The following is an 11,718-nucleotide window of genomic DNA, read 5'->3' on the forward strand; positions in this document are numbered from 1 at the left end:
CGGACGCCACGGGCATGGCCATCGACCTGCAACGCTTCCTGCAACGCTTCGTCACCGAGTCGCACGGCCATCTCGGCGAGCTCGAGGCCCAGCTCTCGGCGATGGCGCGCGACGAGCCGCTCGGACGCGACGACCTCGACGCCGCCTTCCGCGCCGCCCACACCATCAAGGGCTCGGCGCGGATGCTCAAGCTGGGGGTGATCGCCGAGATCGCACACGCCCTCGAGGACGTGCTCGGGGCGCTGCGCGAGGCGCGCCTGGCGCCCTCGCCGGAGCTGGCCGCGACCCTGCTCGAATGCCACGACGCCATCGGCGACCTGGTGGCCGCCGCCACCACCCCCGAGCGGCTGCCCGCGCACCCCGACCCGGCGCTGCTCGCGCGGCTGCTCGAGCACGCCGCGCCCACCGCCGCGGCGGCGCAGACGCATGCCGCACCCGCCCCCGAGCCGACGCCCGCCGCGGCGCCACCACCCGGCGATGCGCGCACGCCGCCGCGACTCGACCTGCGCCCGACCGAGACGGTGCGCGTCGGACTCGACAAGCTCGATGGGCTGATCCGCTTGATGGGCGAGCTGATCGCCACCCAGGGGCGCTATCGCCAGCGCCTGCTCGAGGCCCGCGCGCTCGACGTCGAGCTTGCACGATTGCTCGAGGACCACCCGGCACTGGCCGAGCACGTCGCCGGCCGACAGCGCTTCACCCGCGCGCTGCGCGATCTGGTGCAGGAGCAGGAGCGGCTCACCAGCGAGCTCGGCGATTGCGCCCTGGGGCTGCGCATGCTGCCGCTGGCAACCCTGTTCGAGCCGATCACGCGGATCGCCCGCGAGCAGGGCCGGGCGCTCGGCAAGCAGGTCGACTGTCACGCCAGCGGCGGCGAGATCGAGCTCGACCGTCATATCGTCGAGCGTCTCGGCGATGCCCTGGTGCACCTGCTCAGCAACGCCGTCGATCACGGTATCGAGTCGCCCGAGGCGCGCCGTGGCGCCGGCAAGCCCGCGCTCGGACGCATCGAGATCAGCGCGCGCAAGGACGGCGCCGGGGTGGCCATCGGCATCCGCGACGACGGGCGCGGACTCGATCGCGCGCGCATCCTCGAGCGCGCGGTGCGCCAGGGGCTGGTCGAGCCGGAGCAGGCCGCCGCCCTGGAGCCGACGCAGGTCGCCGAGCTGATCTTCCGCCCCGGCTTCAGCACCAGCGAGCTGGTCACCGAGGTCTCGGGGCGCGGGGTGGGCATGGACGTGGTCAGGCGCACCGTGGTCGAGGAGCTGCACGGCACCATCGCCGTCACCGACACGCCCGGCCAGGGCACCCGGCTGACGCTCAAGGTGCCGCTGTCGCTGGCGCTGATGCGGGTGCTGCTGTTCGAGGCCGGCGGTCGCGTCTTCGCGCTCACCGCGCAGCACGTCGAGCGGCTGATCCGGGTCGCGCTCGACACCACCCTGCAGGTCGCCGGACAGCCGACGCTGACGCTCGACGGCACCTGTCTGCCGCTCATCACCCTGAGCGCGCTGCTGGGGCTCGAGCGCGAGACCGGCGCGCCCTCACCGCCGGCGCCGCTGATCATCGTCATCGGCACCGCGCGCGCCAAGCTCGGGCTGATCGTCGATCGTCTGGTCGACGAGCGCGACATGGTGATCAAGCCGCTGCCGGCGCACATGCGCGCGCTCGCCCCGGTCGGCGAGCTGGTCGGCGGTTTCGTCACCACCGGCGACGAGACCCTGGTGAGCGTGCTCCAGGCCCCGGCGCTGCTCGCCGCCGCGCGGCTCGAGGCCGACGCACCGGCGCGCGACGCGACCACCGCGCCGGCCTCGGCACACCACGTACTGGTGGTCGACGACTCGCTCAACACCCGCGAGATCGAGCGCGACCTGCTCGAGTCCAGCGGCTATCGCGTCACCCTCGCCGAGGACGGGCTCGAGGCGCTCGACAAGGCGCAGCGACAGCGCTTCGACGCGGTCGTCAGCGATGTCGAGATGCCGGGACTCGACGGCTTTTCCCTGACCGCCCGGCTGCGCGAGAATAGCGACTATCGCACCACCCCGATCGTCATCGTCACCTCGCGCGCCGACGAGGCCGACCGACGCCGCGGCATCGAGGTCGGCGCCAACGCCTATATCGTCAAGGGCGACTTCGCCCAGTCGAGCCTGGTCGACACCCTGCGAGGATTGATCGGATGAGCCTCGCGCGCCATCCACCATAAGAACCATCGAGGACGCCACCGCATGCACATCCTGATCGTCGACGACGACACCCTCACCGGCGAACTCACCGCCGCCATCCTCGAGCAGGCCGGACACCGCTGCGAGATCGTCGCGCACGGGCTCGCCGCGCTCGAGCGCATCGCGGCCGCCACCAGCCCCTTCGACTGCGTGATCTCGGATCTGCACATGCCGCTGCTCGATGGCTTGGAACTCGAGGGCGAGATCCGTAAATTAGGCGTATCGATCCCCTTCATCCTGCTCAGCGGCGACGACCTGCGCGCGACCTCGGATCAACGCCCCGGCATCAGCGCCCACCTCTGCAAGGACGAGACCCTGGAAGAGGCCCTGCTGCAGGCAGTCGCCCGGCTGTGATTACCGCCGCCGCAACGCAGCAGCCCGCGACCACGCGCATGACGCAGCAGCAATCAGCAGACCTCCAGACGCGCAAGGCGCGACTGCGTGCCTCCTTCATCACCCAGCTGCCGAAGCGGCTCGGCGAGCTGCGCGAGCGCGTCTCGCGGCTCGATCCCGCACAGCCCCCGGACCGGCTCAACCTGCAGGAGATCCACCGACTCTTTCACACCCTCAAGGGCTCGGGGGCGACCTTCGGCTTCCCCGAGGTGATGGCCGCCGCGCGCGACGCCGAGCAGCACCTCAGCCAGGTGCTCGACGGCTACGAGGCGCTCGGCGAGGAGCTGCTCGACACCCTCTCCCACCAGCTCGACGCGCTCGAACACCTCGAGATCGATCGCGGCCCCTGCCTGCCCCAGGAGCCGCCGGCCCAGGTCGCGCTGCCGGCGCGACGCAGCGGTCGCGACATCACCACCAGTCGCGGCGAGCACTCCATCTATGTCTGCGACGACGACCCCGAGGTGGTCGCCGAGCTGGCGATGCAGCTCGGCTGCTTCGGCTACCGGGTGACCGCCTTCACCTCGCTGGCCAGGCTCCACCGGGCGGTCGCCGAGACGCCGCCGGCGGCGGTGATCCTCGACGTGGTCTTCCCCGAGGGGATCAACGCCGGACCCGAGGCGCTCGCCGAGATCAATCGGCTCACCGGTCAGCCGGTGCCGACCATCTTCATCTCCAACCGCGAGGACTTCGGCGCCCGGCTGCACGCCGTGCAGGCCGGCGGCAGCGCCTACTGCACCAAGCCGGTGAAGACGGTGGAGATGGTCGAGATCCTCGATCTGATCACCGACACCACCCCGGTCGAACCCTTCCATATCCTCATCGTCGACGACGACCCCGACCTGGCGCAGTACCATGCGCTGATCCTCGAGGCCGCGGGCATGGTCACCCGGGTGCTCAACAATCCGGCGCTGGTGCTCCAGCAGCTCGAGACCTTCCAGGCCGACCTGATGCTGGTCGATCTCTACATGCCGCTGTGCTCGGGACCCGAGCTTGCCCAGGTGCTGCGCCAGGTGCCGGCGCACGTCGGCCTGCCGATCATCTACATCTCCTCCGAGACCGACGCCGAGCGCCAGTTCCGCGCGCTCGCCGCCGGCGCCGACGGCTTCCTCACCAAGCCGATCGCGCCCAAGCGGCTGGTCGCCGAGATCCGGCTGCGTGCCGAGCGCATGCGCACCCTGCGCTCGCTGATGGTGCGCGACAGCCTCACCGGGCTGTTCAACCACAACACCATCCTCCAGCTCCTCGAGATCGCGGTGGCCGCGGCGCTGCGCGGCAACACCCCGTTGAGCTTTGCGATGATCGATATCGACCACTTCAAGCAGGTCAACGACAGCCACGGCCACAACGTCGGCGATCAGGTACTGATGGCCCTCGGGCGCACCCTGCGCCTGCGCATGCGCGACTCCGACGTGGTCGGACGCTATGGCGGCGAGGAGTTCGCCGTGGTGATGATCGGCGCCAGCGCCGAGCGCGCGATGCAGGTGCTCGACGCGCTGCGCCAGAGCTTCGCTGCGGTGACCTTCGCCGGCGAGGGCGGCCAGCAGTTCCACAGCACCTTCAGCGCCGGGCTCGCCGCCTTCCCCGACTTCACCGACCCCACCACCCTGCAGGAGGCCGCCGACCGCGCCCTCTACCAGGCCAAGCGGCACGGGCGCAATCGCATCGAGTGCGCCACCGTCGCCACGGAGCCGCGACCGTGACCCAGGACGACGATCCGCTCGGCGTGCTGCTCGCCGCCCGCCCCGGGGAGGACGACCCGGCGCCGGAGAGCGAGTCGCAGGACCTGGTCAAGCTGGTGGTGTTCGCGCTCGGCGAGCAGCGCTTCGCCCTGCCCGGCGCACGCATCGCCGAGATCCTGCCGTTGGTGCCGATCCACCCGGTGCCCGGCTGCCCGCCGGCGCTCGAGGGGGTGATCTCGGTGCGCGGCGAGATCACCTCGGTGCTCTGTCTCGCCACCCTGCTCGGGCGTCCCACCCCGGCACCGGCCACGCGCGGGGCGATCCTGCTCGCCGGCGCACGTGAGATCACCAGCGGACTGCGGGTCGAGCGCGTGGTCGATGTCGTCGACATCGCCGGGCACGACATCCTCGAACCACCGCCGACACTGCCCTCGATGCTCGCTCGGGTGACCACTGGGGTGTTCACCGCCAAGGGACGGACGGTGGCGGTGCTCGATCTCGAGCGCTTGTTCATCGACTTCATGAAGGAGTCGGCCTAAGCGCATGGAAAACCAAAAAACGCAGAGCACGACTACGCCCCTGGGGATCGATCTGTTATCGTTTCATGCCAATCGGCTGGGCTTTGCCCTGGAGCGCCGTCGGGTGATCGCCCTGGAGCCGGCCGACAGCACCCGCGCGCCCCATATCGCCGAGCTGCTGCGACTGTCCTCGACGACGGACGAGCGCCCCGCGCAACACCAGCGCCAGCTGCTCCTCGCCCACCCCGCGGGAGCGCTCCGGGTCCGCGTCGACGAACCGATATCGCTCGACCGAGTACAGGCCGGCGACCTGCATCCGCTGCCGCCGCTGCTGGCGGCCCGCAGCCGATTGCCGTGGCTGCGGGCGCTGGCCTGGAAGAACACACCGGTGATGGTGCTCGACCCCTGGCACGACGCCGGCTGGACGGATCATTGGGGCCGAGACGGCCGGTAACAGGGAAGGACCGCGACACCATCGTCGCCACGCCCGAGCGGGCAGCGGAGGAAGCAACAGAGATGGCGCTACTGCTCCTGGGGCGAAGCCGCCCCGAGGCCGTCGAAACACGCGAACCCAGGCACCACGAGGCCTCACGGAGAGGGTGGCGCTGCCGCCGTGCCCGCACGCGCCAGGCCCCAACCGCGCGGAGACCCGGATGACGCCCAAGGACGCCACCACCAGTCACGGCCAGTTGCGCGAGCGCGCCCGCCAGATCCTGCGCGATGGCCGCCTCACCCCGGCGTTGATCGAACTCGATCAGGGCGGACTCGGGCTCGAGCAGCTCCTCGAGGAGCTGCATATCTATCATGCCGAACTCGAACTCCAGCAGCAGGCACTGCACGAGAGCCAGCACCTCAACGAGATCGCGCGCACCCGCTTCATGCGCTTTTACTACGAGCTGCCCATCCCGGTGCTGCAGGTCTCCGAGGACGGGCGCATCGGCGATCACAACGGCGCGGCCTCGCACCTGCTCAAGCTCGATCGTCGGCTGTTCACGCTGCTCGCCCACTCCAGACACCAGCCCTTCCTGCAGAGCGCGCTGCAGCGGGCGCTGCGCGAGGGCAAGGCCAGCTGCAGCGAGATCGCGCTGCGCGGCCGCGAGACCTGCCCGTTGCTCGCCGACCTGGTGCTGATCCGGCTGCCGATCCCCGAGAGCGACCGTTTCGAGTGCGTCTGCTGCATCATCGACCAGACCGAACGGATCGCCCAGCGCGATGCGCTGATCAGCGCCAACACCCGGCTGGCGGTCGCCGCCGAGGTCGTCGACGCCAGCACCACGGTAGCCTTTCGCTGGCGCCCCGAACCCGGCTGGCCGATCAGTTATGCCTCGCACAACGTGTGCCGCTGGGGCTATCCGCTCGAACGCATGCAGAGCGGCGAGCTGCAGTTCATCGAACTGGTCCACCCCGAGGACCGCGCCCGGGTCGATCAGGGCTTCAGCGACTATCTCAGCGCCACCGAGGCGGCCTTCAACCTGATCTATCGGGTGATCTGGGCCGACGGCTCGGTGCACTGGGTCGAGGAGGACACCAGCGTGGCGCGCGGCGCCGATGGGCAGGTGCTCTACTTCCAAGGCCTGGTGACCGACGTCACCGAACGCGAGCAGACCCAGCGCGCGCTACGCCGCCAGCTCCGTCTCCAGGGACTGCTCACCGAACTCTCGACGCTGTTCACCGAATCCCGCCACGACCAGCCCGACGCCTGCACGCTCGCCCAGGCGCTCGATCGTGTCGGACATTTCTTCGAGGTCGACCGCTGTCTGCTCTCGCACCTCGAGGACGCCCCCGAGGGCGGCACCCGCGCACGCTGCCTCCAGCAGTGGCGCAGCTCCGGCATCGCCGCCGCAGCGCAGTACCATCCCACGCCACTGCCCGCCGGCTTCGTTCCCGAACACCAGGCACGGCGCCCGGTCAGCCTGCCCGCGCGCGAACACCAGGCGCTCGGGGTCGAATTCGAGCGCCAGCTGCTCGAGCACCGCGGCATCCGCGCGCTGCTCGTCGCGCCGCTGCTCGACACCGACCAGCGCCCGGCGTTGCTCGAACTCGAGTGTCTCGCGCACCGGGTCTGGACCAACGACGAGGCGCAGACGCTCCAGCTCGTCGCCGAGACCCTCTCCAACCTGCGCGTGCGCCAGCACGCCCAGCGCGAGCTGTGCGCCAGCGAGACCCGTTATCGTCAGGTCACCTCGGTGGTGACGGACGTCGCCTACTCGGTGCTGCGCGCGGCGGACGACACCCCCTCGCTCGAGTGGATCACCGAGTCGATCACCACGCTCAGCGGCTACAGCGTCGAGGAGGTCCGCGCCCACGGCACCTGGCGCTTCCTGGTGATCGAGGACGACCAGGAGCTGTTCGTCTCGCGCATCCTCGAGCTGCCCATCGGCGCCAGCTCCACCTGCGAGCTGCGGCTGCGCCATCGCGACGGTACGCTGCGCTGGGTGCGCGCCACCACCGAGTGCTGCGCCGATCCGGCACAACCCGGCGCGCGCCGTCACTACGGCGGACTGATCAACATCAGCGACGAGAAGCAGCTGGCCTTCGTCTCGCACTACGACCCGCTCACCGGCCTGCCCAACCGCGCACTGATGCGCCAGCGCATCGAGCAGGCGCTGCAGATCGCCACCAAACGACGGCTGGGGGTCGCGCTGCTCTCGCTCGATCTCGACAACCTCAAGCAGGTCAACGACTCGCTCGGCCACCGCCTCGGCGATCAGGTGCTGCGCGAGGTCGCCCAGCGGTTGCTCGGGGTGCTCGGCAGCGACGACACCCTCGCGCGCTTCGGCGGCGACAACTTCATCTGGCTGGCCACCCGCAATCGCTCGGTGCAGGCCTCGGGAGAGCTTGCCGAGCGCATCCAGCAGGCACTGACCATGCCCTTCGTCATCGACGGGCACTCGCTGCTGATCAGCGCCTCGATCGGCATCGCCCTGCACCCCGATGACGCGCGCAGCACCGATGCGCTGATCAGCCACGCCGACGCCGCACTGCACACCGCCAAGGCCGAGGGACGCGGCGCCTACCGCTTCTTCACCCCGGCGCTCAACGAGCAGATGCACCAGCAGTTCCAGCTCGAACAGGATCTGCGTCACGGGCTCGAGCGCGAGCAGCTCTCGCTGCACTTCCAGCCCAGGGTCGACATGCGCACCGGGCGCATCCTCAGTCTCGAGGCGCTGGTGCGCTGGAACCATCCGCACCACGGCTGGATCCCGCCGGGACGCTTCATCCCGGTGGCCGAGGCGACCGGACTGATCCTGCAGATCGGTCCGCTGGTGCTGCGCCAGGCCTGCGGCCAGCTCGCACGCTGGCGCGAGGCGGGGATCGCGCCGGTGCCGATGGCGGTCAACCTCTCGGCCAACGAGCTCTACCAGGAGGCGCTCATCGAGTCCATCGACGGCATCGTCGACGCGTTCGCCATCCCGCCCGAGCTGCTCGAGTTCGAGATCACCGAGAGCGCCACCATGCGTTCGATCGACCGCGCCGTCGACATCCTCGCCGGGTTGCGCGAGCGTGGTTTCTCGATTGCGATCGACGACTTCGGCACCGGCTACGCCTCGCTCAACTATCTCAACCGCCTGCCGGTCAACGCGTTGAAGATCGACCGCTCCTTCCTCGCCGACATCGGCGCCGAGAGCGCCCGTCACGATCAGGCCGCCGCCATCGTCAAGGCGATCATCGGGCTCGGCAACAGTCTCGGTCTCGAGGGCATCGCCGAGGGCGTGGAGACCCGGCTGCAGCGCGACTTCCTGCTCCAGCACGGCTGTCACATCGCCCAGGGCTATCTCTACAGCCGCCCCCTGCCGGGCGCGAAGATCGAGCCGCTGTTGCAAGCCGGTCGTATCGCCCTGCCGACGCAAGCGGGGCTCGAGGACTGAACCAGCAACGACGAGGCCGCGACCAGATGGCCACGGCCTCGTCATCGGGTTCGGGAGAAGCGCCGCCCACGCGGCGGGCGGCGACGGGACGGGTCAGAGCAGCACGCGGTCGATCACGTGCACCACGCCGTTACGCGCGGCGATCGACTGCGAGACGGTGGCCTCGCCGACCTTGATCATCCCCGGCACGCTGATCGCGACGCGCTCGCCCGAGAGCGTCGGCGCGCTCTCGAGTTGCATCAGCTCGGTCGGACTCAGCCGCCCCGGCACCACGTGCGCGGCGATCACCTGATTGAGCCGCTCCTTGTCCGAGAGCAGCGCCTCGAGCTGATCGGGCGGGATGCGCGAGAAGGCCTCGTTGCTCGGCGCGAACACCGTGTAGGGACCACCCTCGGAGAACATCGCCTCGGCGCCGGCGGCCTCGATCGCCGCCTGCAGCTTGGTGAACACCCCGGAGCCCTCGGTGATGTCGGTGATCGACTTGTTCGAGGCATAGGACGGGCTGCGCAGACTGTCGTAATGGGCGAAACGATCGGTCGGGGTGGCGTTCTCCAGGCCGGCGCGGGCACGCTCCAGGGTCTCCTCGTCGGCGACCTTGCTGCCGATCGACAGCGCCGCCAGTGGGCCCACCGCGGCGGCGAGCACCAGGATGGCGGTCAGCGGGCTGATGGAGGTCACATTGTCGTTGCTCATGGCGCGAATCCTCTGGGCATGACTGAAAGAAACAGGATGGTCAGGCACAAGCCGTCGGCCTCCGTGCCGGGACGATACGGCTAATTTCCTACCTTCGCACTCAAGTATTAGTGCACTTCCAGAAAAGGCAAGCAAAACCCGATTCATTCCGCGGGTTCGTCGTGCGCCATACCAATCCGGCGCGACTTGACCCAGAATGGAGGGGCATCGACCACACCATCACCACGGGAGCCCGTTGATCATCATGCCCGCCCTGCCCCTTCGACTCGTCCTCTGCCTGCTCCTCGTCCTCGCCCCGGCGCTCGCCTCCGCCACCGAGCAGACCTACCGCCAGCAGGAGATCCTCGACAGCATCGAGACCTTCTTCGGCGACGGCGCCGAGAACCTCGGCACCGTGGTGCGCAAGGTCTTTCGCGAACAGGGCGAGCCCAACGGCTACATCACCGGCGAGGAGGTCGGCGCCGCGCTCGGCATCGGCGTGCGCTACGGCAAGGGACGGCTGTACATGAAAGACGGCTACACCCGCCCGGTCTACTGGCAGGGACCCTCGATCGGTCTCGACGTCGGCGCCAACGCCGCCAAGGTGTTCGTGCTGATCTATCGGCTGCCGAACCCCGACGCGCTGTTCCAGCGCTACCCCGGCGCCGAGGGCAGCCTCTACTTCGTCGGCGGGGTCGGGGTGAACTATCTGCAATCGGGCGATACCGTGCTCGCGCCGATCCGCTTCGGCGCCGGCTGGCGCCAGGGGGTGAGCGCCGGCTACATGGACTTCACCCGCAAGGCCCATCTCAACCCCTTCTGAGATCGCGATGCCAAGCACCGCCCCCCGCACCGTCCAGCCACCCCCGGCGAGCACCGCCGGGACGCCGCTCGACGGGCTGCGCGCGCGGCTCGGGCGCACCCATCTGCGCCAGCGCCTGGGGCTCGAGCGCGATCATGAGGTGTTCGTGCTCAATCGCCCCGGCGCCCACTTCTTCTATCCCGAGAACTGGTACTCGGTGCACGGCGTCATCCGTCACTGTCTGCGCCTCAGCGGGCTCCACGGCCGCGCCCGGCGCAACGCCCGCCGTCACCGCATCGTCGAGCACCCGCTGGCGCTGCGCGGGCTGCCGCCGGCCTTCGCCGGGCTGCGCATCCTCCAGCTCAGCGATCTGCACGTCGACATGGCCGCGGCGAACACCCACGCCATCGCCGCCGCCGTGCGCCGACTCGACTACGACCTCTGCGTGCTCACCGGCGACTACCGCGCCCGCACCTTCGGCCCGATCACCGCGACGGTCGACGGCATGCGCGAGGTCCGCGAGGCGCTCAGCGGCCCGGTCTACGCCGTGCTCGGCAACCACGACAGCCTGCGTCTGGTGCCCGAACTCGAGTGCCTGGGCATCCGCTTCCTGCTCAACGAGACCGTCACCCTCGAGCGCGACGGCGCGCGACTGCACCTCGCCGGGGTCGACGACGCCCACTACTACCAGCTCCACAACCTCGACAAGGTCGCCGGTGCGATCCCCGAGGACGAGACCGCGATCCTCCTCTCCCACACCCCCGAGATCTATCGCCAGGCCGCCCACGCCGGCTTCGCCGCGATGCTCAGCGGTCACACCCACGGCGGCCAGATCTGTCTGCCCGGCGGCATCCCGCTGATCTGGGACGCCCGCTGCCCGCGCCGGCTCGCCGCCGGGCCCTGGCGCCACGGCACCCTCGTCGGCTACACCTCGGTCGGTGCCGGCACCTCGGTGGTCAACGCCCGGCTCAACTGCCCGCCCGAGATCACCATCCACGTCCTCCAGCCCGACTGAGCCCCCGGTTCAGCGTCGCCAGCGCCGCCACAACCGGGCGATCAGCGGGGTCAGCGCCAGATCGATCAGGGTGAACCCCGCGACCACCGCCGCCACCGTCGTCCAGCCACCGCCGAGCACCGCCACCGCGAGCAGCGCCGGCAACAGCGCCTCGGCGAACTGATCGAGCCCCGGTCGCGCCGCGCTCGACCGGTCCCCCAGCCGACGCTTGAGAAAGCTCGTCGCCAGATCCCCGGTCATCGCCGCCGCGGCCACCCCCAGCCCGAGCAGGGGCGAGACCCCCAGCGTCCAGGCCACCACGGGCGTGCTCGCCAGCGCCGTCCCCACCCCGCGCCAGGTCTTCGACGGCCCGAGCAGCGCCCGCCCGTCGCGCCAGCGCGCGCCGCCATCGAGCGCCCGACAACCCCGCCGCCCGAACACCAACCGCGCCATCACCGGCGCGCCATTGGCCCAGCTCACCAGCACCAGGATCGACAGCCACTCCATCTCGCCCTCCGCCTCCACCGCCTCTCGACACCCCACCTGGCCCGCGCCGCGCGCCTGCGCCATGA

10 protein-coding genes are annotated in these 11,718 nt (G+C 70.3%); 8 read left to right on the top strand and 2 right to left on the bottom strand.

Translation table 11 applies throughout. The annotated features are described in order from the left end of the window. Window positions 1-14 precede the first annotated feature (14 nt). The 6 genes from EDC29_RS08260 (at window position 15) to EDC29_RS08285 (ending at window position 8,678) form a co-directional block, all read left to right on the top strand. The gene (locus tag EDC29_RS08260) at window positions 15-2,177 is read left to right on the top strand and encodes a hybrid sensor histidine kinase/response regulator (protein WP_132229379.1); all 2,163 of its coding nucleotides are present in this window, start codon (window positions 15-17) and stop codon (window positions 2,175-2,177) included. Window positions 2,178-2,222: 45 nt separating this feature from the next. Next, the gene (locus tag EDC29_RS08265) at window positions 2,223-2,573 is read left to right on the top strand and encodes a response regulator (protein ID WP_123140979.1); all 351 of its coding nucleotides are present in this window, start codon (window positions 2,223-2,225) and stop codon (window positions 2,571-2,573) included. Window positions 2,574-2,611: 38 nt separating this feature from the next. Continuing rightward, window positions 2,612-4,312: a GGDEF domain-containing protein gene (locus tag EDC29_RS08270; RefSeq protein ID WP_123140980.1), complete on the top strand. Its 1,701-nt coding sequence runs from the start codon at window positions 2,612-2,614 to the stop codon at window positions 4,310-4,312. Then, window positions 4,309-4,830, top strand: a complete 522-nt coding sequence (locus tag EDC29_RS08275; RefSeq protein WP_165913465.1) for a chemotaxis protein CheW — start codon at window positions 4,309-4,311, stop codon at window positions 4,828-4,830. Before EDC29_RS08270 ends, EDC29_RS08275 begins: the two co-directional genes overlap by 4 nt. Before the next feature lie 4 nt (window positions 4,831-4,834). After that, window positions 4,835-5,263 carry a hypothetical protein gene (locus EDC29_RS08280; RefSeq protein ID WP_132229381.1) on the top strand — a complete coding sequence of 143 codons (429 nt, stop codon included), beginning with the start codon at window positions 4,835-4,837 and terminating at the stop codon, window positions 5,261-5,263. A gap of 199 nt (window positions 5,264-5,462) precedes the next feature. Continuing rightward, window positions 5,463-8,678 (top strand): EAL domain-containing protein, encoded by a 3,216-nt coding sequence (locus tag EDC29_RS08285; protein WP_123140983.1) that lies wholly within the window; start codon window positions 5,463-5,465, stop codon window positions 8,676-8,678. Window positions 8,679-8,771: 93 nt separating this feature from the next. Here EDC29_RS08285 and EDC29_RS08290 read toward each other — a convergent pair whose 3' ends face one another. Further along, a complete protein-coding gene (locus EDC29_RS08290; RefSeq protein WP_132229383.1) occupies window positions 8,772-9,371 on the bottom strand; it encodes a fasciclin domain-containing protein in 600 nt (199 codons plus the stop codon). Between the two features lie 244 nt (window positions 9,372-9,615). Between EDC29_RS08290 and EDC29_RS08295 the strand changes: the two genes are divergently transcribed. Both EDC29_RS08295 and EDC29_RS08300 read left to right on the top strand, forming a co-directional pair. Then, window positions 9,616-10,173: a DUF1134 domain-containing protein gene (locus EDC29_RS08295; protein ID WP_223806141.1), complete on the top strand. Its 558-nt coding sequence runs from the start codon at window positions 9,616-9,618 to the stop codon at window positions 10,171-10,173. Window positions 10,174-10,180: 7 nt separating this feature from the next. Next, on the top strand, window positions 10,181-11,167 hold the full coding sequence (locus EDC29_RS08300; protein ID WP_200189399.1) for a metallophosphoesterase: 987 nt from the start codon (window positions 10,181-10,183) through the stop codon (window positions 11,165-11,167). Window positions 11,168-11,176: 9 nt separating this feature from the next. On the opposite strand, the gene EDC29_RS08305 is transcribed toward EDC29_RS08300, so the two are convergent. Next, window positions 11,177-11,716: a cytidylyltransferase family protein gene (locus EDC29_RS08305; RefSeq protein WP_223806142.1), complete on the bottom strand. Its 540-nt coding sequence runs from the start codon at window positions 11,714-11,716 to the stop codon at window positions 11,177-11,179. Between the last annotated feature and the right edge of the window lie 2 nt (window positions 11,717-11,718).

This window comes from Marichromatium gracile (assembly GCF_004343155.1).
In the GTDB taxonomy this organism is placed as follows: domain Bacteria; phylum Pseudomonadota; class Gammaproteobacteria; order Chromatiales; family Chromatiaceae; genus Marichromatium; species Marichromatium gracile.

Excerpts from the sequence above, each read along its gene's own strand:
- EDC29_RS08260 (WP_132229379.1), top strand. The coding sequence starts at position 15 with ATGGCCATCGACCTGCAACGCTTCCTGCAACGCTTCGTCACCGAGTCG.
- EDC29_RS08265 (WP_123140979.1), top strand. The coding sequence starts at position 2,223 with ATGCACATCCTGATCGTCGACGACGACACCCTCACCGGCGAACTCACC.
- EDC29_RS08270 (WP_123140980.1), top strand. The coding sequence starts at position 2,612 with ATGACGCAGCAGCAATCAGCAGACCTCCAGACGCGCAAGGCGCGACTG.
- EDC29_RS08280 (WP_132229381.1), top strand. The coding sequence starts at position 4,835 with ATGGAAAACCAAAAAACGCAGAGCACGACTACGCCCCTGGGGATCGAT.
- EDC29_RS08285 (WP_123140983.1), top strand. The coding sequence starts at position 5,463 with ATGACGCCCAAGGACGCCACCACCAGTCACGGCCAGTTGCGCGAGCGC.
- EDC29_RS08290 (WP_132229383.1), bottom strand. The coding sequence starts at position 9,371 with ATGAGCAACGACAATGTGACCTCCATCAGCCCGCTGACCGCCATCCTG.
- EDC29_RS08295 (WP_223806141.1), top strand. The coding sequence starts at position 9,616 with ATGCCCGCCCTGCCCCTTCGACTCGTCCTCTGCCTGCTCCTCGTCCTC.
- EDC29_RS08300 (WP_200189399.1), top strand. The coding sequence starts at position 10,181 with ATGCCAAGCACCGCCCCCCGCACCGTCCAGCCACCCCCGGCGAGCACC.
- EDC29_RS08305 (WP_223806142.1), bottom strand. The coding sequence starts at position 11,716 with ATGGCGCAGGCGCGCGGCGCGGGCCAGGTGGGGTGTCGAGAGGCGGTG.